Source organism: Brevibacterium marinum (assembly GCF_011927955.1).
In the GTDB taxonomy this organism is placed as follows: Bacteria; Actinomycetota; Actinomycetes; order Actinomycetales; family Brevibacteriaceae; genus Brevibacterium; species Brevibacterium marinum.
Genome location: NZ_JAATJN010000001.1, coordinates 1,245,856 through 1,272,378 on the forward strand (window position 1 = coordinate 1,245,856; position 26,523 = coordinate 1,272,378).

Sequence of the window (26,523 nt, forward strand, 5' to 3'; positions counted from 1 at the left end):
GAGTCGGTGCAGACAAGTCGAGCGCGAGCCCATTGCAGGGTTCGCGCTCAACTCGATTTCACCGAACTCGGCAGAGTTCAGCTGAGGGCCGTCAGATCTGAGAAGGGTCCTCAGTGACCTTCTTGCGACGCATGGTCATGGTCACCGCGGCTCCACCGATGAGGAGGAGGGCAGCACCGCCGACGAGGCCGGTCAGCTCGGTACCGGTGCGCGGCAGGTCACCACCGCCGTTTCCATTGCCGTCTTCGTCGCCGTTGTCACCATTGCCGTTGCCATCTTCATCGCCGTGTTCGTCCCCGTCGCTTCCACCGGCGTTGGGGTCTTCTCCAACCGTGAATGCTCCGGTCATTTCATCGTCGCCACAGGTGACGCTGACGTCGTAGTCACCGAGGTAGGCGGACGGATCATTGGCAGAGGTGCCGTAGACGTTGACAGAGGCATTGCCCTCGTCGTCAGCCTGGACGGTGTTGTCGTAGGCGGTGACGTTCGAGTTGCCCTTGGGGGTGACCACGTAGTGAACGTCGGAGCCGGGCTCACAGTTCTCGACCGCCAGGGTGACGCCCTTGTCCTCTACGACGAAGTCATCGGCGCTGATGGTCTCGGGCGAGACTGACAGCTCGGCCTCGGCGGCTGGAGTGGTCGGCGAGGGCTCTTCGGTCTGCTCGTCTTCGGTGACGGTGAACTGGGCGTACTCCGAGGGCGTATCAGTCTCGACGTCGCCCGCGTAGACCGAGTATTCGCCGGGCTCCAGGCCGCCTTCAGGGGCATCGACCGTGGTGCTGATCTTGCCGTCTTCATCGGCGGTGACTTCGTCCTGGTAGAACGGTGACTGAGTCGCTGCGCCGATGACGGTGACCGCGCCGTTGGGCGTGAAGCCTTCACCGGCGAGTTCGATGCCGTTCTCCTCGAATTCGGAGGCCGAGATCTCATCGGTGTTGAGGGACACCTTCGGGTCGACCTCGGGGGCCTCTGGCTCGTCTGGTTTTTCGTCTTCACCGGTGACCTCGAAGGAGGTCGTAGCGGCATCCTCAGCATCTTCGGGATTGGTGACTGTCACCGTGTAGTTGCCCATGAACGCCGGGTCGGCTGCACCGAGGCCTTCGACTGCGAATTCGAATGACCCTTCGGCATCGGTGGCGACCGTCGTTTCGAACGTTTCTACGTTTTGTCCATCGGCGGGGGCGACGGTGAGAGCGTATTCAGTGTCCGCTGTGAGGCCGGTGCCTGCGATTCCGACGCCGCTTTCGGCGAATTCTTCGATTGTGACGTTGTTAGTCGAGACACCGATCGTTCCGGCCTGGGCGTTGACCGCAGTCTGGCTGGAAACGGCGGTCTTCTTGAGGGTGCCGGTCTTCGATGCGGGCTGGGTGTCGACCTGCGTCGGAGTGGGGGCTGAGGGTGCAGCGATAACTGGGGATGCGGCGAGACCGGTGATGGCCATGGCCACTGCGGGGGCGAGTGCGAGCTTCTTCATCGTGTCCTTCGTTCGTGCAGCTGGAAGAGATCCAGCCGAGAATGATCTCCTACGCAGGTAACGATAATGAAATAGTCACAACGTGCATAGTTGTGGTCGTTGTGTTCACATCTGTTGTACAAAGCGGTGACCGGCGTCGTCGACCGACTGGCGCGACGGGCCAGGTGAATGTGGGTGTGGCCCCGACCGATGTCGGGGCCACACCCACATTCGAGCGTCCACATGATCACTCGCGTTGAGTGATCATCCGGGGCGCCTGGTCAGATATCGGAAGGCGAGTGTCCGACCTTCTTGCGGCGACCGGTCATCGCGATTGCTGCTCCACCGACGAGGAGGAGCATCGCTCCCGAGGCCAAGCCGCCGAGGTCTGCACCGGTGCGTGGCAGTTCGCTGCCGTCATTGCCGCCGCTGCCGTCATCGTTTCCGCCGCCGTCGGCGCCGGCTGTGACTGTGAACGATTCCTTCATCGAGTCATCACCGCACGTCGCGCTGGCAGTGTAGGAGCCGACGTATGCCGAGACGTTGTCGGAGGTGCCGAAGACATTGACCGAAGCCTTGCCCTCGTCATCAGCCTCGACCGTGTTTTCATATGCTGTGACCTGGATGCCCTTGGGCGTCACCTTGAAGTGCACGTCCGCGCCGGGTTCGCAGTTCTCGACGGCGAGGGTGACGCCCTTCTCGTCGTTGGCGAAGTCAGCGGCTTCGAGGGTCTTCGGGGACACCGAGAACGAGGCTTCCGCCGGAGCTTCTGGGGTATCTCCGCCGTCTCTATTGTCTCCGTCATCTCCGCCGTCTTCTTCGTCTTCGGCAACGACGTTGATGTTGCCGTTCAGGGTCTGTGATTCGGTTCCTTCACGGTCGATTGTGACCGTGAACGGTACCTTGCCCTCTTCGAGGCTGTCCGGATTGCCCTGGTAGTAGAGGGTGAACTCGAATGCCCCATCGGCCTCAGCCGTCTTCTCGTCGCCGGTCAGGGAGTCGGTGATCGTGTCACCTCTCTCGACGCCGGAGACGGTGACCGTCACACCCTTGTCGGGGTCCGAGAGGTCTTCAGCGGTGATCTCCTTGGGATCGACTTTCAGCGAGGCATCGATCGGGTCGACGGCGTCGTCAGTGACGGTGAACGTCTGCTCTGCGGCCTTCTCCCCGGTGTCGACATCGGTAGCGGTGACAGTGTAAGGGCCTGGGGCGAGACCGCCATCGGGAGCGGTGATCGGAACGCTGATCTCCCCATTGTCATCGGCGGTGACTGCTTCATCCTGGAAGTAGGAATTGCCAGCTCCAGTGTTGATCTCGACGTCACCGTTCGGTGTGAAGCCCGTGCCGGTGACTGTGATGCCGTCCTGGTTGAAGTCGCTCTCGCTGATCTCCGTGTCGCTCAGAGCAATCTCGGGATCGACCTGAGCGGCGTCATCGGAGATGATCTCGAAGCTCAGTGGAACCGTTTTCGTCTCTCCGTCGCGAGTGACTTCGACGTCGAATTCTCGAACACCAGGTGCTACAGCCGAGGGGACTCCACCATGGTCATAGATCCGGTACTCGAGCTCTCCGCTCGTGTCATCGTCATCGATTGTGTCGTACTGATTGGAGAGTGTGTTGTGCACCTTGTCTCCCGGCTGCAATCCCGAGACAGTGAGAGTGACACCCTTCGACTCATCCGAACCAGATTCGTCATCGGTGTAATCGGTTTGGGTGATCTTCTTCAGTGAAACCGAGGCCTGAGGGGCAAAATCGGCGGAGAAGGGTGTGATTTCGAGGGTCTCGTTGAGGCTCTGCGTCTTCGCTCCACTCGTCTGGTTGGCCCGGGTGACCTGGATAGAGAGTGACTTCGCGCCCTCATCGATGTCCTTGGCGGACTTGTCGGTCTGAAGGGTCAGTGCAGCAGAACCACCGGCGGACGTCGTGGACTCCGCTGAAAGCCCGTCGCCTTTGACTGCGACCTTGTCGCCCTTCTCCAGGTGCGTGACGGTGACCTCGAGGCCATCCTCGGCGAGGTCCTCTGCGCTGATGGACGAGGCAACCGTCACCGAAGCATTGGGCTTCTCGACGCCGTCCTCCGAGGCTCCAGTGTCTTTAGAGCCCGCGGTGCCCTCCGAGTCCCCGGCGTCCTCAGGGTCCTTCGGATCCTCGGGACCCTCCGAGTCCTTGCTCTTGTTATCGCCCTTGGAGCCGGAGTCGTCCTTCTTGGAGTCTGTGGAGCCCTCGTCCTTGGGTGCAGGCTTCTTCGAATCTTCGGCATCGTCGCCGGTCTTCTCATCGGCCTTGTCCGCGGCCGCCTCGACGTCCGCCCTCTCCTCGGCGGCAGCTTCCTTCTTGGCAGCGGCCTTCTCCTCAGCCGCCTTTTCGTCTTCAGCCTTCTGCTCAGCCTTTTCCTTGGCGAGCTTATCGGCCTTGGCCTGCTCGGTCTCCGTCAATGCAGAGTCCGATTGAGTCGAGGGAGGCTCGGCGGCGGCGACTGGGGCGGCCACCAGGCCCGTGAAAGCAAGGGCCACGGCCGGTGCGAGAATGAGTTTCTTCATTGTCAGTGCCTTCAATCTTGAGAGCGTGAGGGAGTGCACATCTGGAAGACATCCTAGGTTTAGAGAAACTCGTGAACTACTTATGTACGTTTTGTTCAGGTCGAATTGCGGTAACACTTTGATGAACGGATAAAGTCTGCCGAAATGTTCCCGTGATGTGACCGACCAGTAGCCCCGCCCTCAGCTCGACCAGCAGCCGTGTCCCCGAGCCGGTCAGCAGGCGACCTTTCTCAGACCGGCCAGGCCTCTGCTCGGATCTGCTTGCGCTGCTCGACGGTGGGCACGCGCACGGTCAGCGCCGAGGGCATGACCTCCATGGCGAGATATCCTGACTGGCCGATCGGGTCCCCGTCCAGCTGCACGTCGAGTTCCTCGCCGGATTCGATGACGACTTTCTGACACTTCCGGACGTCCGTGTGCAGACCCTTCGATGCCTTGCGGCCGAGCACGGAGGCAAGAACGCCGACCCACTGGCCCAGATTCTTCGGGCTGACGATGAGGACGTCGAGCATCCCGTCGTCGATGACCGCCTGCGGCAGCAGCTGGATGCCGCCCTGGAGCTTCCCGCAGTTGCCGCCAAGCACCGAACGCACCCGAGCCGAGAGCCGGTAGTCGTCGTCGAAGGTCACTTTCACGTGGCTGGGCCGCCCGGCGAGCTTCCGAGAACCCGCCTCGACATAGGCCAGCCAGCCGAGCCGGGACTTGAGATCGGAGTTCGTGTCGGCCATGACCGCCGCATCGAAGCCCAGTCCCGTCATGACGGTGAAGACGTGAGTGTCCCCATCCTCGGCGGTCTTGGCGGTTCCGACGTCGATCTCCCGGTTGCGACCCCACAGTGCGATCCGCAGCGCCCATTCGGTCTTGTCGAGGATGATGTCGAGGTTCCTCGACAGCAGGTTTCCCGTTCCCAGCGGAACGATCCCCATGGGCGTGGACGTTCCGGCCAGCGCCGAGGCGACGGCCCGGACTGTGCCGTCACCGCCGGCGGCGATGACGACGTCGACCCCCTCGTCGAGTGCCCGGACCGTGGCGCCTTCGCCGGAGTCCTCGACCGAGGTCTCGATGACCAGCGGTGGGCTCCATCCCTCGAAACGGCAGATCGCCTCGGCGGTCGACGCCAATCCTCGGACATCGGTCTTGGTCGGATTGACGACGAGCGCCGCCCGGTAGCGGCCATTGCCGCCGTCCACGAGCGCGTCGGGATCCGTGACCCGGGAGTACTGCCGCGCGCGATTGAGGGTGCGACGCGTCCCGGTGCGGTGGCCGACGGAGAACGCGAAGAGCAGCACCACGATGATGCCGGCGACGACGAGCCACGTCATCAGGGGATCCAGAGCGATGGTCATGCCTCAAATTTACCGCCCCCAACTTGGGTGCGAGCTGGTCACCCACCTGGGCGGCACCCGAATATCGAAAAGCCTGCCGTGCCGTTAAGCTGAGAGGGTGATCGATCTAGCGCTTCTCAGAGAAAACCCGGACCTGTTCAAGGCATCGCAGGAGGCCCGCGGCTCCTCCGTCGACCTCGTCGACGAAGTGCTGGCCGCGGATTCCGCACGCCGTTCTGCCATCACGGCCTATGAGGACGCCCGCGCCGATCAGAAGTCCTTCTCCTCTCAGATCGCGAAGGCATCGAAGGAGGACAAACCCGCGCTGATCGCCGAAGGCAAGGAGAAGTCCGCCAAGGTCAAAGCCCTGCAGTCCGAATCGGACGAAGCCACGTTCGCATTCGAGAAGCTCGCCGGCAAACTCCCGAACCTCATCGTCGAGGGCATCCCCTCCGGTGGCGAGGAGAACTTCGAGACTCTGAAGACGGTCGGCGAACCCCGCGACTTCGGCACCGACGGCTTCGAACCGGCCGACCACCTCGAGATCGGCGAGACGCTGCGGGCCATCGACACCACCCGCGGCACCAAGGTCTCGGGCTCGCGCTTCCACTACCTCACCGGATTCGGCGCCAAGCTGGAGATGGCCCTGCTCAACCTGGCCCGGGACGTGGCCGAGGGAGCCGGATTCATCCCGACCATCACCCCGACCCTGGTCCGCCCCGAGGTCATGCGCGGGACCGGATTCCTCGGTGAGCACGCCGATGAGATCTACCGGCTCGAAGCCGATGATCTGTTCCTCGTCGGCACCTCCGAAGTGCCGCTGGCCGGATTCCACATGGACGAGATCATCGACTTGAGCGGCGGTCCGCTGCGCTACGCCGGAATCTCCTCGTGCTACCGCCGCGAAGCCGGCTCCTACGGCAAGGACACCCGCGGAATCATCCGCGTCCACCAGTTCCAGAAGGTCGAGATGTTCGCCTACGTCCCGGTCGAGGACGCCGAGACCGAACACGAGCGGATGCTGTCGCTGCAGGAGAAGATGCTCGGCCTGTGCGAACTGCCCTACCGCGTCATCGACACCGCTGCCGGCGACCTCGGCGATTCGGCCGCACGCAAATTCGACTGCGAGGCCTGGGTGCCGACTCAGAACACCTACCGTGAGCTGACCTCGACCTCGAACTGCACGACGTTCCAAGCACGTCGCCTGCAGATCCGCGAACGCACCGAGGGTGCGACCCGCCCCGTCGCCACACTCAACGGAACCATGGCCAACACCCGCTGGCTCGTCCCGATCCTGGAGAACCACCAGCAGGCGGACGGATCGGTCACGGTTCCCGCGGCACTGCGCCCCTACCTCGGCGGCATGGTTGCGCAGGGACCGGAAGGCCCACGATTCTGAAGCCACGAACTTGAAACTTGGAGAGAAATTGCCCAAACACCTCATCGCGCTCGATGTCGACGGCACCATCGTCAACTATGACGGGTCGCTGTCCGACTCGGTTCGACAGGTCCTGACTCAGCTCGCCGAGGCGGGCCATCATCTCGTCATCTCCACCGGGCGGGCGCTGCCCGGAGCGCTCGAGGTCGTGCACGCGCTCGAGCTCAAGGAGGGCTTCGTCGTCTGCTCGAACGGGTCCGTCGTCGTCAAGCTCGACCCGGCTCTGCCGCTGGGGTGGGAGCTGCACCACGTTGTGTCCTTCGATCCCAGGGATGCGCTGGAGAAGATGCACGAAGCGCTGCCGACCGCGCTGTTCCTCGTCGAGGATCCCGACCTCCACCGGTGGGCGTCGGGCCCGTTCCCCGCGGGTGAGCTCGCGGAATCGGACACACTCGACATCGTCGACTTCGATCAGCTCCTCGACAAACGCGCCACCCGCATCGTGATGCGTGAGGTCAACGGCACTGCGGAGGAATTCGCCGAGGCAGTCGATCGTCTCGGACTCCACGAAGTCAGCTATTCGGTCGGCTGGAGCAACTGGCTCGACATCGCTCCCGACGGCGTCTCGAAGGCCAGTGGCCTCGAACTCGTCGAAACCGAACTCGGCATCGATCACGAACTGAGCATCGGCGCCGGTGACGGCCTCAACGACATCGAGATGATCGAGTGGGTCCACCACGCGATCGTCATGGGGCAGTCGAAGGACGTGCTCAAGCAGCTCGCCTCGGTCGTGACGGAATCGGTCGACGACGACGGTCTGGCCATCGCGCTCGTCGACTACTTCGACCTCGACCGCGAGGTGCTCGCACTCAGCGGTTCCCGCGACACCCGCGCCTGAGGCCACTTCCGCATTCCAGCAACCTTTCGGGCGCTGAGCAACCTTTAGCGGGGTTGCTCAGCGCCCGAAAGGTTGCTGAGAGCGATGCCGTATCCTCGTGACAGCGGCTGAGGCTCAGCGCGAAGTGCGTGCGTCGAGCACAGTGCCCAGATACCGCGCGAGGCCATCCTCGTCGACCGCCTCGGTGACGGCGGCCGCGATGTCCTTCACGGATTGCAGCGCATTGCCCATGGCGACGCCGTGGCCGGCCCAGGTCAGCATCTCGATGTCGTTGGGCATGTCCCCGAACGCCATCACCTGTTCACGGCCCACGCCGAGGTGCTCGCACAGACCCTCGAGCGTCCTCGCCTTCGTGACACCGGCCGGAGCCAGTTCGACGAGCCCGTTGAGCGGGTCCGAGAACGACGCATGGCAATCCGCTGCGACGAGAGGGCCGAGCAGATCGTGGAGCGCCTCCGAATCGTCCGAGCCGATGCTGACGAGGATCTTCACGACATCACGCGTGGCCAGCTCAGAGAGATCGTCCATCACGTGGGCCCGACGGGGACTGCGTGAGATGAAGTTCCTGTCGACGAGACCGCCGGTGAGGGTCTCGAATGCGAAGTGCGCCTCCGGATGGGACGCGGTGATCGTGGCGATGATCTTCTCGACCTCGGCGAATTCGATGGTGTGGGCGGAGACCACGCTCGCCGAGGCGATGTCGTAGACGACTGCTCCGTTGAGGCAGATGACCCGCCCGAGGTCGGGGATCTGTGCGGCGATCGCGTCCAGCCACCGGATCGGTCGTCCGGTCACGAGCACGAAGGGGACGCCCAGGTTCTGGCAGCGGTGGATGGCCTCGATCGTGGCCGTGGTGATGGGCTTCCAATCGAGCAGGAGCGTGCCGTCGATGTCGCTGGCGACGAGCCCCAGGTCGAAGTCGGCCGGCGGCGTCATGATCGTGTCGGTCATGCCTCGTCCGCTCCGTTGAACCCGTCCGCTCCGTTGAACCCGTCCGCTCCGTCGTCTCCATTCGCTCCGTGGTCTCCGTCGGCTCCGTCGAACTCTTCCGCTCGGTCGAACACGGGGAGGTTCCGCTGGGCGCGCTCGAGCAGCTCGGCCGCATCTGTGATGAACCGTTCGGTCGCCTCGGCGCTCGGGCCGATCGGTCTGTCGGCGATGATCTCGGTGCGTGCCATCGACGCCGCCAGCACCGCCTCGGCGACCTTGGATGACGCCTTGGTCAGAAGCTCCGGGGCATCGCCGACGATGTTCCGGGTGTGGCCGGGAACGACCTGACCGGAGACCGGATGGTGGGTGTGGAGCCAGGCGGTGATCCCGTCGACGCTCGGCACGAGGTCGTTGAGGCGCTGAGTGCCGTCGATGATCGTGTTCGCCTCGGCACTCGAGTCGCCCCCGGAACGTTCGTGGATCGCGACCGCGGTGGTGTAGTAGCGGTCGACGGCGCGGATGAACCTGTCGCGGTTGTGCCGCCAGAGTCCTGTGCCGAAGCGCTGATCAGGACCTCTGCGCGAGGAACGACCCGGCTTCTTCAGCCCGGAGAAGATGTTCTTCACAGACAGTTGCCCATGCGCAGCTCCGAGGTCGTCGGGGGACCGTCATTCGTGTCGAAGGACAGACCGGTCTGAGACGAGGGCTCGGATTCGTTCTCGGCATGACTGGGATTCTCGAACATGATCGGACACCTACCTCCTGCGCTGGGCCTCGGGCGCACCCGGCATCAGCTCGAACGCGACTCAGACGTGCTGGACTGACTCGCCGGCCGTCGCTGATTCGTCGACGATGAGGAGCACCTTCCCGATGCTCACGCCTTCCTCCAAGGCGGTGTGCGCGTGGGAGACGTCGGACAGCGGCATGGTCTCATGGACGATCGGGCGGATGTCGCCGGAGATCACGGCCGGCCACAACTGTGCGGCCACCTCGGCGACGATGGCGATCTTCTGTTCCTTGGGACGGGCTCGCAGCGTCGTTCCCGCGACGGACTTTCGCGGCTGCATGAGGGAGGCGATGCTGAGCTCGGCCTTCGCGCCGCCCTGCATGCCGATGATGACGAGGCGCCCGTCGGTGCCCAGCGCCTTGACGTTGGACTTCAGATACTTCGCGCCGATGATGTCGAGGATGACGTCGGCGCCGGTGGAGCCGTCGGGGCGCACACAGATCTCGTGGACGCGCTCGACGAAATCCTCGTCTCGGTAGTTGATGACGGCGTCGGCGCCGAGCTCGCGGCAGAATTCTGCCTTGCGCTCGGAGCCGACGGTGACGACGATCTTCACGCCGAGGTGTCTGGCGATCTGAATCGCGGCCGTGCCGATTCCGGAGCCGCCACCGTGGACGAGCAGCCATTCGCCCGCCTGGATGTCGGCGTGGCCGACGACGTTGGAATGGACCGTCGACAGCACCTCGGGCAGGCCCGCCGCCTCGGTGAGGTCGAGGCCCTCGGGGACGTGAAGAAGCTGCCCTGCGGGAACGGGGACCGACTCGGCATATCCTCCGCCCGAGAGAAGGGCTGCGACTCGGTCGCCGACCTTCCAGCCGGTCACCTCGGAGCCGAGTTCGGCGATCGTTCCCGAGACCTCGAGGCCCGGGATGAGCGTGGCACCGGCCGGTGGGTCGTAGAACCCCTGGCGCTGCAGCAGATCGGCGCGGTTGACGCCGGCTGCGTGCACGGTGACCAGAACCTCGTCCGCCGCGATCTCCGGTGTCGGTTCATCGGTGACCTGGAGGACTTCGGGGCCGCCCGGTTCAGAAATCGTGATTGCTCGCATGATTCCACTCTAGTGGGTCGGTCCAGATCCGGCGGCGGGCATCTCACCCCGACCGACATCGCACCCCGAGCCGGCGTCCAGCGAACGGCCGGAAGTCACCGAAAGGCCGGCAGTCACCGACGGCCCGGCCTCAGGCGAAGAGGCGGAACATCGGCGAGTTCTGGTGGACCCGTTCGATCTCGATCGGCGAGGAGTCCATGCGCTCGAGCAGGTTCGGCAGGTCCTCGGCATGGCCGAGTTCGATGCCGACGAAGGCGGGGCCGGTCTCACGGTCGGAGCGTTTGACGTACTCGAACATCGCAATGTCGTCGTCGGGGCCCAGGATCTCGTTGAGGAAGCGACGCAGAGCGCCGGGCTCCTGGGGGAAGTCGACGATGAAGTAGTGCTTGAGACCCTCGTGGACGAGCGAGCGCTCGAGGATCTCCGGGTAGCGGGAGATGTCGTTGTTGCCGCCGGAGACCAGGCAGACGACGGTCGAGCCCGGTTCGATGGCGATGGGTCGGCCGGTTCCCGGCTTCCCGATGGCCGCCGAGGCGATGGCTCCGGAGGGTTCGGCGATGATCCCGTCGACCTGGTACATCGACAGCATCTCCGTGGCCACGGACCCCTCGGGGACGGGGCGGACATCGACGTCGAGGTCGGAGAGGATGTCGTAGGTCATACCGCCGGCGCGTTTGACCGCGGTGCCGTCGGCGAAGGGGTCGATGTTCTCCAGGGTGACTGGGCGTCCGGCCTTGAGCGCCGCGATCATCGAGGCGGCTCCTGCGGGTTCGGCGCCGATGACCGCTGTGTTCGGCATGTGCTCGGCCGCGTAGGCCGCGATCCCGGAGATCACTCCGCCGCCGCCGACGGGCACGATGATGTAGTCGGGGGCGGCGTCGAGCTGCGAGTCGACCTCCACTGCGACCGTGCCCTGACCGGCGATAGTGCGCTGGTCGTCGAAGGCGGAGACGAGGAGGGCGTCATTGCGGTCGGCGAACCGATGCGCCAGTGCCGAGGCGTCGTCGTACGTGGAACCTGCGATCTCGATCGTCACCCGGTCGCCGCCGAAGTGGCGGACGCGGTCGATCTTCTGCCTCGGCGTGGTTTTGGGCACGAAGATGGTGCCCTGGATGCCCAGTTCCCTGCACGCGCGGGCGAAGCCCTGAGCATGGTTGCCCGCCGAGGCGCACACGACTCCGCGGGCGCGCTCGGTCGCGTCGAGCTGAAGCATGAAGTTGAAGGCGCCGCGGATCTTGTACGACCGCACCATCTGGAGGTCTTCGCGCTTGAGGTAGACGGTGGATTCGGTGGCGGCGGACAGCCGCTCCGAAATCTGCAGGGGAGACATGATCACGGAGTCGGCAATTCGCGCCGCGGCCGCTTCGACCTCGTGCGCGAGTGTTTGCTGCTGGGGTGATACGTCTTTTTTCAACACATCTCCATTGTGCTCCTTCCGACTTGCCATTTCGCAACCCGTTTCGGAATGAGGACAGGCGGCGGCGACCAGTGAGTACCGACGGCGGCGTCGAAGTGAGCGCAGACGGCGGCGAATAAATGAGCGCAGACGGCGGGCGAATCCGGAATCGAGTTGATGATTTCGGGTGCGCCCTGGATCACAGGATGGTCTTAACATGGTTGGATGGAAGTTGCCCGTAAACCGTCCAAGGAGGCGACATGGCCATCAGCAGTGAGCTGGAACAACTGTTAGCCGGCTGGATACCTCGGCAGTCGTGGTTCCCGAAGCTCGCCGCCGATTTCGGAAGCGACCCCGATATCACCCCGATGTCGGTGGCCCGCGCCTTCACCTTCAAGACAGAGGAGCTCGGCGGATTCGCCGGACTCGTCACCGTGATCTCGGTCGGCGATGGGCCCACGCTGCGCCGACTCAACATTCCGCTCTCACTGCGCGGGGTCGAGGACATGCACCTGCGCAAGGCGCTTATCGGCCAGATCGATGACCTGGCGCTGGGGCATGTCTACGTCTACGACGGTGCGGCCGATCCCGTGTTCGTCAACCTCATGGCCGATGCGATCACGAAACGCAAGGTCTTCGACGGCGGTCAGCTGTCCACCGAATCGCTGCGCCACAGCCAGGAGAAGGCGGCCCTGCGTGATCAGCAGTCGGCGCGTTCGGCTCCTGCCCAGTCGCCCGCGACCCGATCGACCGATGCCCCCGCCGAGGTGGTTCCGCCGAAGCCGTCGAAGGCGGCCCTGGTCGCGGATTCCCGTGAGGAGCTCAACATCGATGTTCGGCCGATCGAAGCCGCCGATGCCGGAACCCACAAGTCGACGGTCATCATCCACGATGAGTACGAGCCGATGGAGCTCAGCTTCTTCCGTGTGCTGGAGCACGGCATGCCGTCATCGCTGACGATTCCGGTTCTGCTCACCGAGGCGGGCTCACGCAGCGTCCCCGAGGTCGTCGGGTGGGGCTCGGGCCGGTGGTACGACATGTTCGAAGTCACCGAGATGGAAGCGCCGATGGCGCTGCTGACTCACGTCGACGTCGACGCCGAACCCGCGTGGCGCGAGGCTGTCGACATCGTCTGCGCCGTCGACTCCGGATCGATCGGAGCCTACAATGCACAGGCTGCAGAGATGGGTCGCCGAATCGGCGAGCTGCACACCGACATGGCCGCCGAATTCGGCATCGTCGAGGGCGCGGGGGAGCCGACGAAGCTCCTCACCACGAAGTGGAGCGAGCGCGTCGACTGGGCTCTGGGGCGGGCTCCCCTCGCACTGGATTCGCTGGTGCCCGAGCTGCGGGCCCACCGCGCGAAGCTGCAGTCGATGCAGTCGGTCGGTGTGCTCCAGACGATCCACGGAGAGTTGACCCTCGATCACGTCGTGAGCTCGACGACGGACGGGTATTCGGTCGTGAAATTCACGGATTCTACGAACTCGGACCCCAAGCCGGTGGCATTGGATCTCGTGGCACTGCTGCGAAGCATCGACTACGCGGCCGGGTTCGCCCGGCTCCAGCGGACCGGTGAACTCGAATCCGAGGACGGCGGGCTCGTCGTCAACGGCTTCGGCAATGACAACTCTGCTCTGCGCACAATCTACGACTCCCCGGAATTCCTCTGGGCCTCGCAGGTGCAGAACTCGCTGCTCAGCGGATACTCCCGAGCCCGAGGTGTGAGTCTCGGACTCGGCGATCCCGTCCTGAGGGCGGCTCTCATCGACAGGCTGCTCGTCGAGGTCGTAACTGAACTGCGCAACCGCCCCAACTGGCTCTCGGTTCCCTTGGCGACACTGACCCTGGTGCTCAAGGGCAAGCCCGGCCGTCCCGGTGATTCCCCCGGCGAGGCGGATTCCCCCGCCGAGGCGGAACTCAGCGTCGCCACGACCGCCGAGGAGTCTGCAACGGCCGAGGGCCCCGCAACCGCCGAGGAGTCTGCAACGGCCGAGGATCCTGCGACGGCTGAGGATCCTGCAACGGCCGAGGCGTCTGCAGACTCGGCGGCTGACGCCCCCGAAACGCCTGAGATCATCGTCGAAGCCGACGAACCTCTCGCAGAAGCGGAGTCCGCCGAGGATGCCGCAGAATCTCAGCCGCGTCCCGCGCCTCGGTCGAGCGGAACGACACGACGCGCCAGGGTTCGTCGGCCGACCTCCTCGGAGCATTCGGTGTTCGACGACGAGGAGTTCGAGGACGAAGCCGACGAGTTCGTCGTCTCACCCGTGCCGGCCACATTCGCCGCACGCGGTGCCGCCGCAGAGGACGCGGACTCGACCGGTCGGCACGCCCATGGCGGAAAGCACATGAAGCCTGCCGGCGACGATGCAGAGAAGCGAAACGATTCGAAGCACCAGTGACAGAGTGACCGGTGATTGACATCGTGACTCGTCATGTTCCAACTGGTGGAGTCGGAACCGGCGGGCGTTTCGTCGAGGTCGCAGCCTCCGCTGTCGATCAGTCGCAACCGCCGATGTCGATTGGCAGATGACAATCGGTCTGTGAGAAACTGTTGTGGCTCGGCCTCGCGCTGGGCAGGCCGGGTTCATGACGAACCGCTGGAAGCGTGTCCGAGCGGCCGAAGGAGATGGTCTTGAAAACCATTGAGCGGCAACCCCGCTCCGTGGGTTCGAATCCCACCGCTTCCGCCATACGAAAGTCCCCGTTCGCTCCGTGATGACGAAGTGAGCGGGGACGTTTCATACCCTCGGACTCCCCACCCTTCACAGTGCCGAGAATGCGCCCGTCGCCCAGCTCTCTTGGCGGATCGTCGTAGCGCCGCCGATCTGCGAAGCTGATTGGCTGGAGCGCTCTGATTGGGCGGAGCGCCGTGGTAGTTGATCGCTGAGATAGGCGAACGGGCACGGTTGCCTGGACCCCTGTCTGTGTCTAGGTTCGACTCATGAGCTGTCACCTTTCCGAACTGGTATTGAATTCTCGTGACCCTGAGATGATGTCTCGCTTCTGGCGCGAAGTGCTCGGCTATGTCGAGCTGGGTCGCGAAGAAGGAGATATAGAGATAGGGCCCGAATCCGGCTTCGGCGGTCCGGCGCCGACCATAGTGTTCGCCTTGGTGGCGGAGGAGAAAACCGAGCCACTGCGGCTCCATCTCGACGTGAATCCGGTGGACCGTGATCAAGAGGCTGAGCTGGAGCGGTTGCTGGGTCTCGGCGCTCGACCGGCCACGGTCGGCCAAACGGGAGAGGAGTCTTGGTACGTCCTTGCCGACCCGGAAGGTAATGAGTTCTGCCTTCTGCGTTCCCGATTGCCGAAGCCGTAGGCCGGGCCCGTGATCACCATCTATCGTTGAACCTCGCGCAGGGACGGATCACGACTCACCCTCGTGCATGCAACGAAAGTATTCGGGATTTCGAGGGAAGAGAATGTAGGTATTTCCCAGTGAAATCTACATTCTCTTCCCTCGAAATCAGGACGGGGCGATCAGGACGGGGCGATCAGGACGGGGCGATCAGGACGGGGCGATCAGGACGGGGCGGTGCCGGCCTCGGCTCAGCTTCCGCGGGCCTCAGGCGGCGTCAGTCATGAATGGCTTCCGGTTCAGCCTCCGGCTCGGACATGTGGGCATCGGCCTCGGGGTCGTCGAAGCTGCGGACTTTTCGCTTGAATCCGCGGGTGAGTACGGCCAGGTAGATGACGCCGAGGGCCAACCAGGTGACGCCGCCGATGAGCGCCGTGTGGTGCAGGCTCACCCACAGCAAGCCGGTCAGTATTGCGCCGATCGCAGGCATGACCACGTAGTTGAACGCCGACTTGAAGTCGACGACCTGCTTGGTGCGGAAGGCGAAGTGCGCAATCACCGTGAGGTTGACGAAGGTGAAGGCGATGAGCGCTCCGAAGTTGATCAGCGCGGAGATGAACTCCAGGCTGAACGACATCGCGAACAGGCACACTGCCCCGACCAGGATGATGTTGAACATCGGGGTGTGCGTCTTCGGGTGGATGTACCCGAAGGCCTTGCGCGGCAGCACGCCGTTGCGTCCCATCACCAGCATCATGCGCGAGACCGAGGCATGGGAAGCCAGGCCCGAGGCGATTGTGGCGGCGAAGGCCGCAGCGAGGAAGAATCCCATGAAGACGTGTCCGCCGGTGAGCAGGCCGATCTCCGGCAGCGGATCGTCGACGACGCTGAACTGCGAGTTGTCGGGGAAGAGCTGCTGGGCGAAGTAGCTCGCGACGAGGAAGATGAGGCCTCCGGCGAGCACCGTGAGCAGGATCGCCTTGGGCATGAGGTTCACATGCTTGGCCTCATTCGTGTACATCGTCACGGCATCGAAGCCGATGAACGAGAAGCAGACCACGGTGGCTCCGGTGAGCACTGCGGACATGTGCACGCCCTCATGCATGAAGGGCTCGGCGCTGAAGACGATTCCGGAACCTTCACCGTTCGTCAGATTGACGATGGCGATGATGCAGAACAGAGCGACCATGGTGACGGCGAAGACCAGCAGGATGGCATTGAAGTTGGCGGTGCCGCGCATGGACGTCGTGACGATGGCCGTCATGATCACCGTGTAGAGGACGACCCACAGCCACGCGGGCGCCTCAGGAACCAAGGACTCCATGTACAGCCGGGCGATGAGGCAGTTGACCATCGGCAGCAGCAGGTAGTCCATGAGCGAGGTCCACCCGACGAGGAAGCCGAGCCCGGGGCTCATCGTCTCGCGGGTGTACGTATAAGCCGAGCCTGCGGTGGGGAAGACCTTGACCATCTTTCCGTAGCTGAAGGCCGTGAAGACCATGACGATGAGGGCGACGAGGTACGCGGAGGGCACTGCGCCGTTCGTCTCGCCCGAGACGATTCCGAATGTATCGAAGACCACCGTCGGCGTCATGTATCCGAGGCCGAGTCCGACGATGGACCACAGCCCGAGGTTGCGTTTCAGTGTGCCTGACGCGGCCATATCAATCCTCCCCAATGAGTCTTGCCAGGTGCCGTGGCACTCGCACCCGACCGTGCATTCGCACAGACGCAGAAGTGATCTGCGCCATAGATGCTATCCGTTCGACAACCGAAAACGCAACCAGAATCGTCATAAGGAACGATAATGTCACCTGTGATGCCTCCTTGACGACGAATCTAGTGGTGGCGAACGCTGATCACGCCTCTTTGAGCAGTCCTGACCTGATGCAGTCCCGACCATGCGCAGTCCAACCAGGAGCCATCCCGCCTATCGAACGACTTTTCAGTAACCGGAGAAAGGGAGTAGGTTGATCGACATCGGCAAGGTGGGTGCTCGACGAGGAGGGGCAGAAGCGGACAATGGCGATCGAAACGCTCAGTTCAGCACAGTCGGCGGCGTGGAAGGACAGGGTCCTGCCCACGGTGGAGAAGGTCGCCGAAGGCGTGTGGGCGATCCCGGTCCCGATCCCGAACAATCCCCTCGTCTACACCTACTGCTACGGCATCGCCGACGGTTCGGGTCTGATCCTCATCGACCCGGGGTGGGACGGCAGAGACCAATACCTGGCGCTCACCTCGGCGCTGGAATCCATCGGATTCACTCTGGCGAACGTGCACGGAATCGCGATCACCCACTACCACCGCGACCACATCGGGCTCGTGCCGGCGCTGCTGCACAAGAACCCCGACATGTGGGTCGCCATGCACGGGGAGGACCTGCGCTCGATCAGGGCCTTCTTCTCCCAAAGCGTGGACCTCGGCACCGGAGTCGACCCGAGCATCAGCATCGCCCGCGCCTACGGGGTTCCCGAGGAGCGCTGGAGCGAGGTCGAGAGCCTCCAGATCGGCAGCAAGGGCGCGAAGTCCGGCACAGGTTCCGCAGGTGCCGGCTCCAAGAACGACTTCGCGCTGCTGATGAGCAGCATGCCCGATGCCATCCACGTCCTCGACGACGGAGCAGCGCTGCCGCTGGCCTCCGATGAGCTCAAGGCGCTGTGGACCCCGGGCCACACCTACGGCCACTCGGTCTTCGTCCGAGACGAGGACCGGCTGCTGTTCTCGGGTGACCATGTGCTCCCCACGATCACCCCGAACATCGGACTCGACGGCGGCGCGATCACGCACAGCCTCGGCGACTATCTCGGTTCGCTGGACAAGATCGGCGAGCTCGACACCGATATGGCGGTGCTGCCGGCGCACGGATTCCGCTTCCACGGACTCCACGATCGCAGACGCGAACTCATCGACCACCACCGGCAGCGCCTGGACGAGATCAGGGAGCGGATGGACGCCACAGATGATCACAGCGTCTACTCGATCGCGCAGGGCCTGCACTGGTCGCGCGGATTCGACTCGCTGCACAACTTCAATCTCTTCGCCGCCCTGGCCGAGACCGCCGCGCACATGCACTATCTGGACATCGACCTGGGGGTGGGCTCGCTCGTCCCGCAGAGATGAGACCTCGTCCCGCAGAGGTGACCTCGCCCCGCAGGGATGAGACCTCCCCCGCAGGGATGAGACGATCAGGTCCACGTGGGATGATCGGTCCACGAGAGAAGAGGAGCCGCCAGTGACCACCGAATACGTTCCCGCGGCCGAGGTCAGGCCCGAGACCTTCACCTCCCGAGCCGACGATCACGTCCGACGCGGAGTTCAGCGCGGTCATGAGCTGCGCACGGGCATCGATTCCGCGATCGCCGGGTATCGCCGCTACTTCGAATTCCTGACCATCGCCGAGGCGGATGTCCGTTCCGCAGCCGCCGCGAGCCACGCACGAATTCAGGAATGGGCACCGGAGGCCGCCGAGGAGATCGCCGCCGTGGCCGGGGCCGCCGGAGTCGACGTCGGCGAGCTGATGGAGGTCATCGCCCGCACCGAGATCATGACCCTGTCAGCGGGCTCGGCCACGGAGTGCTCGACCGTGAGCCTCACCCGCCCCGGAGCCTCGATCGCGGCACAGAACTGGGACTGGGCCGCCGACTTCTCGACGCTGTGGCACATAAACGACGTCGGCGCCGTGCCCGGTCAGCTGCGACACGTGGGCATCGCCGAATACGGGATGCTCGGCAAGATCGGTCTGAACGAGGCAGGAATCGGCGTCCTGCTCAACATCCTCAAGCACGAAGGCGACGAGCCCGGGGGAGTGCCGATCCACATGATCCTCGAGCGCGTGCTGTCGAAGGCGACGACCCTCGCCGAGGCGCTCGAGATCATCCACTCCGCACCCACCACGTCCTCATCGATCATCACGGTCGTCACCGCCGACGAGGTGGTCCAGGTCGAGATCGCCAACGCCCGCAAGCGTGAACGTCGCGCCGGGGGCTCTGCCGGGAGTTCTGCCGAGGGCTCTGCCGGGGACTCGGGGGCACTGGGCGGTTCGGGGTACCTGCTCCACACGAACCATTTCCTGCATCCGGATCTGACTCCCGGCGGCCTCGAACTCAATCCGACTTCGACCTCGCGGGCACGGTATGTCCACCTCGAACGTCGCCTCGAGGCAGCAGCCGATCACGTCGACGTCCACACCGTCGGACTCCTCGATCTCCTCACGACCGGCCCCGGCCAGGCTCCGGTCTCCTGCACCCCCGCGCCCGGTGCCGCCTACGGCGATCGCTCGGCGACCCTGGCCACCGTGCAGGTCGACCCGAAGCGCAGGCAGATCGATCTGGCTCCCGGCTCGCCGGCGGACGGATTGCACGGCAACCGCCGCTACCGGCTCTGAGCGCCCTCTTCGCTCGCAGCCTCTTCCTCGCGCATCGAGATGACGGTGTCGAGGCCCGAGGCGATCGAGTTCGGATCCTCGAGGGCCGTCTGAGCCAGGCGCCAGGGGACCATGTCGAGGTTCTGGTTCCCGACGAGGAAGCGGATGAAGGGCTGTCTGCTGCGGGGGTCATCGGCTTCGAGGCCTGCCCCGTAGCGCCACTGGCCGAACCCGATCCGCCGAATCGTCTCACCGATGAAGCGCATCGCACCGCCGACGAACGGAGTCTCCTCCTCGGTCATCATCTCATCGCGTGAATCGTAGCGGGCCGCCAGCTGCCTGCCGAGACGGACGAGGCTCTCGCGTTCGAAGACCCACGAGGCGGGTTCGACCTGTTCCTGCGTCCAGGCGGCGATGCCGGGCTCCACGGTCCCGATGAAGCGCGAGAGGAACTCGACCTCCTCTTCGCTGGAGTTCTCGGAGGTGAGCGCCCCCAACGACATGCCGGTGCTGCTGCGCCTCGGAGTGCCGTCGCCGCCCAGGTTCTCGCGGGCCCTGTCGAGGACGGCCGTGAAGACCTCGGCGGTTCGGGCATCGACCGCGGCGAGGATGATCGCCAGGATCGGGATGGGCTCGCCCTTGAGGGGGCCCTCTTCGGTGTCCGGGCGGATGAACGGCATTCCGTTGCCGGTCTCCTCGTCGTGGTCCCAGGCTCCGCCGATCGCGCGGAGGTAGGTTTCGCCGAGGTAGCGGATGAGGCCCTCGACGAATCTGCGGTTGTCCGGGTCGATCACCTCGTCGGGGGAGGAGAAGCGGGAGAGGACGAAGAATTCGAGCATCGGCAGCGACTTCGGTCCGAAGTCCTTGGGGAACGTCGCCGTCTCCCCGTCTTCCCTGTCGAAGGTCTCGGGCAGATCGGCGAGGACGAATGCGCCGAGACGGACGTCCATGTTGTTGATGAAGGCGTAGTATTCGCGCTGTAGTTCATTCACCCCATCCACCTTAGTGCCTGGGCCCACACCCGACGCCCCGAAGCCCGGGACTAAAGCTACCGGTCGAAGTCGAGCAGGCGGCTGAGGATGCGCACCATCTGGGTCGAGTCGATCTCGACCGTCTCGTGCAGCTCCTTGCCCGCGGCCGCTCGCAGGGCGGCCTGCGAATGGATGGCGGTCAGCGCCTCGATGAGGTCCTTGAGCGGAATCGTCGAGATCGCCTCCGCGAAGCCCAGCGCATTCTCGATCAGCGATTGGATCCGCGCGACCTGGAACGAGCTCAGTTCGGCGAACCTGGGATAGAGGCCGGGGGTGCGCAGACAGTACAGTTCGATCTCGTGCTCGGCGATCACCTCGGCGGCGGTGGCCCTCTTCTGGCTGAAGGTCTCGTCGACGAACTCAGAGAGAAAGCCCTCGATGTCCTCGGGATGGCTGGCGTTGAGGCGATCGCGCCAGCGTTCGATGCTCGCATCGAGCATGTCGAGGTCATGGGAGGTCCGCTGCTCGATCGTGGCCAGGATCAGATCGTCGCGGCTGGAGAAGTTCGAGTAGAAGGCTCCCCGGGTGAAGCCGGCGGCCTCGCAGATCTCCTCGATCGAGGCGCCGTCGATGCCCTTGACGGCGAACACGGAAACACCCGCCTCCACCAGGGTGGATCGGGTGTGCAGTCTGCGCGCGCTGAGTTTGTCCGTGTTCATTCGGTGAATCGTCCAGGGGGGTCGGTGGGCGGGTGCGGCGAAGCGTCAGGACTTTCTGATCATCCGATGAGAATCCTCACGAATGTCGAGATCCATTTGCGCCGACGGCATCGGTTCAACAACAATACAGTACTGTATCCAATACACTTTTGTATCGAGGTCTTCGTGTCAACATTCCTGTACGCCCTGGGTCGTCGTGCCTACCGTGCTCCCATCCGAGTCATCGCACTGTGGGTGGTGATCTTCGGGCTCGTCGCCGCCGGTGTCGCCGCCTTCGCGAAGGACTTCGACGATGACTTCACCCTCCCCGGCTCCGAGGCCCAGGTCGCGCTCGACTCGATGGAGGCGACCTTCCCCGAAGCCTCCGGTGTCGCCGCCGACGTCATCGTCGTCGCCGATGACGGCGACTCGGTCGTCGACTCCGCGTACAGGACCGAGATCGAGAAGGAAGTCGAGCGGCTCGAGGGCCTCCCGCGCGTCGACGCCGTGACCTCTCCGTTCGACGAGATGGTCGACGGCGCCATCAGCGAAGACGAGTCGGCCGCGATGATCACCGTCCAATACGACGGCACCCAGCAGGAGGTCGGTGAGGCCGCCCCGGATCGGCTGCTGGATGAACTCGACCCATTGCGCGACGCACTGCCCGACGGCGCCGAGGTCGAAGGCGGCGGTCAGCTCTTCCAGATCACCGGTGTGGCGATCTCCTGGGTCGAAGGCATCGGCGTGGTCGTCGCCTTCATCGTCCTGCTGCTGACCCTCGGATCCTTCCGCGCGGCTGGCATGCCCCTGATCACCGCGCTCATCGGCGTCGGCATCTCCGTCCTGCTCGTCGTGGGCTCCACGGCCTTCGGTGCGGTCAACTCCTCGTCGATCATGTTGGCGCTGATGTTGGGCCTGGCGGTCGGCATCGACTATGCCCTGTTCATCGTCTCCCGAGCCCGAGCGCTCCTGGCGGAGGGCCACGATCCCCTCGAAGCCGCGGGGCGTGCAGTCGCGACGGCCGGATCAGCGGTCGTCTTTGCGGGCATGACCGTGATGATCGCCCTGCTCGGACTGTCCCTGGCCGGAATCCCCTTCCTCACCGTCATGGGCATCGGCGCTTCCGGCTCGGTCGTCATCGCCGTGCTGATCTCCCTGACGATGATCCCGGCGCTGCTGGGACTGGCCGGAGCCAAGATCACGCCGAAGCCGACGAAGCGCTACCGCCGTGCCTTCGCCGCCGCCCAGGAGAAGTCGGAGGACACCGCGTCCCGGGATTCGATCGCCGTCGAGGCGGAGGCCGAGGCCGGTGAGCCGTATCCGAAGACGATCATGAACACGTTCTTCGCGGGGTGGCTCAAGGCGGTGACGAAGATTCCGTCGCTCACGATCGTGATCATCGTCGGCGGCCTGGCCCTGTTCGCCATCCCGGCCTCCAATCTCCAGCTCTCCCTGCCGACCGCCGGCAGCCAGGAGGAGGGCACCCCCGCCCGGACCACCTACGACCTCATCGACGAGCACTTCGGCCCCGGGTTCAACGGCCCCCTGGTCATGACGAGCGAGATCGTGACCTCCGATGATCCCCTCGACGATGTCGAGAGGATCGAGAGCGAGATCGAGGATGTCGAAGGCGTCGACCAGGTCGTCCTCGCGACCCCGAACAGTGACGCGTCCACGGCCCTGTTCCAGATCATCCCGACCACGAGCTCAGAGGACCCGGCGACGCTGGACACCGTCGACCGTCTCCGCGCCCTGAGCGCGGACATCGAGGCCGAGGACGGCTTCGAGACCGCTGTCACCGGTGCCACAGCGATCCAGATCGACGTCTCCGATCAGCTCGGCAAGGCCCTGGTGCCCTTCGGCATCTTCGTCGTCGGACTCTCCATCATCCTGCTGATGATGGTCTTCCGTTCGATCGCCGTGCCCATCAAGGCCACCGGCGGCTTCCTGCTGTCCGTCTTCGCATCCTTCGGCACCGTGGTCCTCGTCTTCCACGACGGGCTCTTCGCATCGGCGATGGGCATCGACTCGACGGGACCGGTGATCAGCTTCCTGCCGATCATCCTGATGGGCATCCTGTTCGGTCTGGCCATGGACTATGAGGTCTTCCTCGTCTCCGGCATGCGGGAGGCCTACGTCCACGGAGCGAGCGCACGGGATGCGATCAGGACCGGCTTCGCCTCCTCCGCCCGTGTCGTCTCGGCCGCGGCGATCATCATGTTCTCCGTCTTCGCCGCCTTCGTCCCCGCAGGTGAGCCGATCATCAAATCGATCGCTCTCTCTCTGGCCTCGGGCATCTTCGTCGATGCCTTCCTCGTGCGCATGTCCCTTGTGCCCGCCATCATGCATCTGCTCGGAGACAAGGCCTGGTGGCTGCCGAGCTGGCTCGATCGCATCTTGCCGAGGCTCGACGTCGAAGGCGAGGGCCTGGCCCACGAGGTGGCTCTGCGGGATTGGCCCGAACCGAACTCCGACTACCGGGTCTACGGCCGTGGCATCGGCGTCAGCTCGGGTCGGCGCGGATTCGACCGGGTCGACATCTCCCTGCTGCCGGGTCAGATCCTCGTCGCCGGCGGAGCCGCCCGCGGGGCGCTCCTGCTCGCCCTGTCCGGCCGCGTCCGGCTGACCGCCGGCGAGATGAAGATCGGAGACATGGTCCTGCCCGAACATGCGGGACGGGTCCGTCGTCGGGTCCCGTACTTCGACCTCGGGTCGGGGGCGATGCCAGGCTCACGTGAGCTCTCACGACTGGCCGCCTCGGCGCCGGATCTGCTCATCATCGGCGAAGCCGGAGCATTGGCAGGTGAGGACGGTCGCGAATTCCGCGATCTCCTCTACGATCTGCAGGCCGAGGGCACGACGATCGTGTTGGGTCTGCCCGACGGCGACGTCACCGGGGTCCTGTCCCCGAACACGAACTACTTCCACCTCGATCTCGATGGGGCCGCCCCCGAGGCCGAGCGTGGAACCGACATCGACAACGGCGGCGTGCGAGCTCACGCGGCCGGTCGCAGCGAAATGGAAGGCGTGCAGTCGTGAGACTCGAACGTGCGAACTCGAAACGACCCGTGACCTGGCTGTCCCTGGCCGGCCTGGTGCTCATCCCGATCATCGTGGCCGCCGGCTTCATCCTGGCCACGTTCAACAGCACCGACCGCCTCGACACGATCGAGGCCGCGATCGTCAACAACGACGACGGCGCCGAGGTCGATGGTGAGACCGTGCCGGTCGGCCGGCAGCTGACCAGCGGGCTCGTGGGTGAAGAGGGCAATAACATCCACTGGGTCATCACCGATGCCGACGATGCGAAGAAGGGCATGTCCGACGGATCCTACGCTGCGACGCTGACGATCCCCGAGGGGTTCTCTCGGGCCGTGACCTCGGTCGACGATGCGAAGTCCGCCAGTCAGACGCAGCTCGACGTCGACGTCTCCGGAGTCGCTCCGGCCGCCGACACGCAGATCGCGAAGTCCGTCGCCGGGGTGGCCCGGACGTCCTTCAACACGCAGATGACCGAGACCTACCTCGACAACATCTACCTCGGCTTCAACGACATGGGCGAGCAGATGAAGCAGCTCGGCGACTCCGCCGGGGAGCTCGACACCGGTGCCGAGGACCTGACCAAGGGCACGAAGAAGTCCGCGAGCGGCGCGGGCGAACTCTCCGAGGGCATGGCCGAACTCGACTCCTCGGGAACGGAACTCAACCAAGGCGCAGGGGAACTGTCCCAGGGTGCCGGCGAACTGTCGAAGGGCACGTCCGGGCTCTCGGACGGTCTGCAGGAGATGAAGAAGCAGACGGCCGGGCTGCCCGACAGCACCCAGAAGCTCGCCGACGGTGCCGGAGAGCTCTCCGGGGGAGTCGACGAATACACGAAGTCCATCGACCAGATCATCAAGGGCTTCGCCGGCTCCGGTGACTCCGGCGAGGGCGGAATCGACGACCTCGTCGACGGCGGCAAGGACCTCGACAAGGGCGCCAAGGGAGTCTCCGAGGGCGCCGAGGGGCTGTCATCGGGACTCAGCCAGTATCGCGACGGGCTCCAGGAAGGAGCCGATCAGGCCGATAAGCTCGCCAAGAGCGGAACCGTCACCGGTCTCGACGACCTCGTCGAAGCGGGCATGATGACCCAGGACGAAGCCGACCAGGCGAAGGCCGGACTCTGCCAGCCTGGCACACCCGACGAGGTCTGCCAGGGAACGGAACGGGCCTACGCCCAGGGGCTGCTCAACGGCACCTCGGGCGGACTGAACAGTGCCGTCGACGGCCTGGAGGAGAAGCAGGACGGACAGTCCCTGCTCGGCGGAGCGGACAAGCTCGCCGATGGCGCCGACGAACTCAGTGACGGCATGGGCAAGTTCGTCAAGGGGCTCGAAGACGGCCTCGGCAAGCTCACCGACGGGATGGAGGACATCTCGAAGAACGCACCGAAGCTGCTCGAAGCCTCGAAGGGACTGCGTGAAGGCGCCTCCGGCGTCGCCGAGGGCAACCAGAAGCTCGCCGACGGGATGCCGGAGCTGTCCGACGGTGTCGCCCAGGCCGCCGACGGCTCGAGTGAGCTCGACGATGGTGCCGGCCAGCTCTCGGACGGGCTGAGCGAATTCTCGACCGGGCTCGACAAGTACACCACCGGAGTCTCCACCGCGGCCACCGGCACCTCAGACCTCTCGGCCGGGCTGGACGAGCTCGCCGAAGGCAACGAGAAGTATTCCGAGGGCGTCGGGAAGTTCGCCGACGGAGTGCAGGAGGGCGCGGACGAGGTCCCCACCTACTCGTCCCCGGAGCGTGACAAGCTCTCCACGGTCGCCTCGGAGAACATCGAGGCACCGAGCGACGACTCCGGCACCGACATTCTGCAGGGATCGACGATCGCCCTGCTCATCATGCTCGCGCTGTGGGTCGGCGGACTCGTCACCTACACGGTGCTCAAACCGATCCTGGCCTCGACCCTGCTGTCGACGAGGTCCTCGTTCGCCGTCTGGCTGCGCGGACTCGTGCCCGGTGCGATCGTGGGTCTGCTGCAGGCGCTGGTGCTGTCCGTGCTGGCGGTGAGCGTGATGGACCTCGATGCCGTCCAGGGCTTTGAGATCGCGGTGCTGACATTCGTCTCCGCGCTCGTGTTCATGGTCCTCAACTTCGCCCTCGTGGCATGGTTCGGCGGTGTGGGCAGATTCCTGTCCGTGATCGCGGTGGTCCTCGCCGTCGCCGGTCGGACGATCGGTGCGGTGCCGGGCTTCTTCGACTTCGTCGCCCCGATCCTGCCACTGACGCCGGCGATGAACGGCTTCTCCGCGATCGCGGCCGGAACCAGCGGGGTGGGCGCCGCCTACGGCGGGCTGCTGGCCTGGGCGATCATCGGAGTCGTGATGTCGCTGCTGGCCATCGTGCGAGCCAGGTCGACGAAGCCCGAAGCCGCCCTCGAGATGGCCTAG

Annotated in this window: 19 protein-coding genes and 1 tRNA gene; 9 read left to right on the forward strand and 11 right to left on the reverse strand. The window is 64.8% G+C overall.

What is annotated here, in order from left to right; translation table 11 throughout:
- Positions 1 to 91 precede the first annotated feature (91 nt).
- From BKA07_RS05405 to BKA07_RS05415, 3 genes are all read right to left on the reverse strand, one after another.
- Positions 92 to 1,474, reverse strand: coding sequence for a hypothetical protein (locus BKA07_RS05405; protein ID WP_167949993.1), 1,383 nt, complete (start codon positions 1,472 to 1,474; stop codon positions 92 to 94).
- Positions 1,475 to 1,734: 260 nt separating this feature from the next.
- Entirely contained in the window at positions 1,735 to 3,993 is a 2,259-nt protein-coding gene (locus BKA07_RS05410; RefSeq protein ID WP_167949994.1) for a YbbR-like domain-containing protein, read from the reverse strand.
- Between the two features lie 230 nt (positions 3,994 to 4,223).
- Complete coding sequence (locus BKA07_RS05415; protein ID WP_245161851.1) at positions 4,224 to 5,339, reverse strand: diacylglycerol/lipid kinase family protein; 1,116 nt, start codon at positions 5,337 to 5,339, stop codon at positions 4,224 to 4,226.
- Between the two features lie 97 nt (positions 5,340 to 5,436).
- On the opposite strand from BKA07_RS05415, the gene serS reads away from it, so the two are divergent.
- Positions 5,437 to 6,717, forward strand: coding sequence for a serine--tRNA ligase (gene serS / locus BKA07_RS05420; protein ID WP_167949995.1), 1,281 nt, complete (start codon positions 5,437 to 5,439; stop codon positions 6,715 to 6,717).
- A 28-nt stretch (positions 6,718 to 6,745) separates the two neighbouring features.
- Positions 6,746 to 7,594 carry an HAD family hydrolase gene (locus BKA07_RS05425; protein ID WP_167949996.1) on the forward strand — a complete coding sequence of 283 codons (849 nt, stop codon included), beginning with the start codon at positions 6,746 to 6,748 and terminating at the stop codon, positions 7,592 to 7,594.
- 114 nt (positions 7,595 to 7,708) lie between these two features.
- Here the strand turns inward: BKA07_RS05425 and BKA07_RS05430 are convergent, their stop codons facing one another.
- The 5 genes from BKA07_RS05430 to ilvA form a co-directional block, all read right to left on the reverse strand.
- Positions 7,709 to 8,545 carry an HAD family hydrolase gene (locus BKA07_RS05430; RefSeq protein WP_245161852.1) on the reverse strand — a complete coding sequence of 279 codons (837 nt, stop codon included), beginning with the start codon at positions 8,543 to 8,545 and terminating at the stop codon, positions 7,709 to 7,711.
- Positions 8,542 to 9,150, reverse strand: a complete 609-nt coding sequence (locus tag BKA07_RS05435; protein ID WP_209043876.1) for a hypothetical protein — start codon at positions 9,148 to 9,150, stop codon at positions 8,542 to 8,544. Before BKA07_RS05435 ends, BKA07_RS05430 begins: the two co-directional genes overlap by 4 nt.
- Positions 9,147 to 9,269: a hypothetical protein gene (locus BKA07_RS19545; RefSeq protein WP_280712829.1), complete on the reverse strand. Its 123-nt coding sequence runs from the start codon at positions 9,267 to 9,269 to the stop codon at positions 9,147 to 9,149. Before BKA07_RS19545 ends, BKA07_RS05435 begins: the two co-directional genes overlap by 4 nt.
- A 61-nt stretch (positions 9,270 to 9,330) precedes the next feature.
- The gene (locus BKA07_RS05440; RefSeq protein WP_167949997.1) at positions 9,331 to 10,359 is read right to left on the reverse strand and encodes an NAD(P)H-quinone oxidoreductase; all 1,029 of its coding nucleotides are present in this window, start codon (positions 10,357 to 10,359) and stop codon (positions 9,331 to 9,333) included.
- Between the two features lie 130 nt (positions 10,360 to 10,489).
- The gene (gene ilvA / locus BKA07_RS05445) at positions 10,490 to 11,776 is read right to left on the reverse strand and encodes a threonine ammonia-lyase IlvA (RefSeq protein WP_167949998.1); all 1,287 of its coding nucleotides are present in this window, start codon (positions 11,774 to 11,776) and stop codon (positions 10,490 to 10,492) included.
- Positions 11,777 to 12,015: 239 nt separating this feature from the next.
- On the opposite strand from ilvA, the gene BKA07_RS05450 reads away from it, so the two are divergent.
- The 3 genes from BKA07_RS05450 to BKA07_RS05460 all read left to right on the forward strand — a co-directional run bounded on the left by BKA07_RS05450 (position 12,016) and on the right by BKA07_RS05460 (position 15,080).
- Positions 12,016 to 14,160, forward strand: coding sequence for a maltokinase N-terminal cap-like domain-containing protein (locus BKA07_RS05450; protein WP_167949999.1), 2,145 nt, complete (start codon positions 12,016 to 12,018; stop codon positions 14,158 to 14,160).
- A gap of 200 nt (positions 14,161 to 14,360) precedes the next feature.
- Positions 14,361 to 14,451, forward strand: a tRNA-Ser gene (locus tag BKA07_RS05455).
- A gap of 251 nt (positions 14,452 to 14,702) precedes the next feature.
- Positions 14,703 to 15,080, forward strand: coding sequence for a VOC family protein (locus BKA07_RS05460; RefSeq protein ID WP_167950000.1), 378 nt, complete (start codon positions 14,703 to 14,705; stop codon positions 15,078 to 15,080).
- A 256-nt stretch (positions 15,081 to 15,336) separates the two neighbouring features.
- Here BKA07_RS05460 and BKA07_RS05465 read toward each other — a convergent pair whose 3' ends face one another.
- Positions 15,337 to 16,722 carry an APC family permease gene (locus BKA07_RS05465; protein WP_167950001.1) on the reverse strand — a complete coding sequence of 462 codons (1,386 nt, stop codon included), beginning with the start codon at positions 16,720 to 16,722 and terminating at the stop codon, positions 15,337 to 15,339.
- A gap of 359 nt (positions 16,723 to 17,081) precedes the next feature.
- Here BKA07_RS05465 and BKA07_RS05470 point away from each other — a divergent pair, with 359 nt between their 5' ends.
- Both BKA07_RS05470 and BKA07_RS05475 read left to right on the forward strand, forming a co-directional pair.
- A complete protein-coding gene (locus BKA07_RS05470; protein ID WP_167950002.1) occupies positions 17,082 to 18,179 on the forward strand; it encodes an MBL fold metallo-hydrolase in 1,098 nt (365 codons plus the stop codon).
- A 112-nt stretch (positions 18,180 to 18,291) separates the two neighbouring features.
- Complete coding sequence (locus tag BKA07_RS05475; RefSeq protein ID WP_167950003.1) at positions 18,292 to 19,443, forward strand: C45 family autoproteolytic acyltransferase/hydrolase; 1,152 nt, start codon at positions 18,292 to 18,294, stop codon at positions 19,441 to 19,443.
- Here BKA07_RS05475 and BKA07_RS05480 read toward each other — a convergent pair.
- Both BKA07_RS05480 and BKA07_RS05485 read right to left on the reverse strand, forming a co-directional pair.
- Positions 19,431 to 20,414 carry a hypothetical protein gene (locus tag BKA07_RS05480; RefSeq protein ID WP_167950004.1) on the reverse strand — a complete coding sequence of 328 codons (984 nt, stop codon included), beginning with the start codon at positions 20,412 to 20,414 and terminating at the stop codon, positions 19,431 to 19,433. The two genes, BKA07_RS05475 and BKA07_RS05480, sit on opposite strands and share 13 nt — an antisense overlap.
- Before the next feature lie 56 nt (positions 20,415 to 20,470).
- Positions 20,471 to 21,112 (reverse strand): TetR/AcrR family transcriptional regulator, encoded by a 642-nt coding sequence (locus tag BKA07_RS05485; RefSeq protein ID WP_167950005.1) that lies wholly within the window; start codon positions 21,110 to 21,112, stop codon positions 20,471 to 20,473.
- Between the two features lie 165 nt (positions 21,113 to 21,277).
- Between BKA07_RS05485 and BKA07_RS05490 the strand changes: the two genes are divergently transcribed.
- Together BKA07_RS05490 and BKA07_RS19730 are read left to right on the forward strand one after the other, a co-directional pair.
- Positions 21,278 to 24,130, forward strand: a complete 2,853-nt coding sequence (locus BKA07_RS05490) for an MMPL family transporter (RefSeq protein ID WP_167950006.1) — start codon at positions 21,278 to 21,280, stop codon at positions 24,128 to 24,130.
- Positions 24,127 to 26,523 carry a YhgE/Pip family protein gene (locus BKA07_RS19730; protein ID WP_167950007.1) on the forward strand — a complete coding sequence of 799 codons (2,397 nt, stop codon included), beginning with the start codon at positions 24,127 to 24,129 and terminating at the stop codon, positions 26,521 to 26,523. The genes BKA07_RS05490 and BKA07_RS19730 overlap by 4 nt, the downstream gene beginning before the upstream one ends.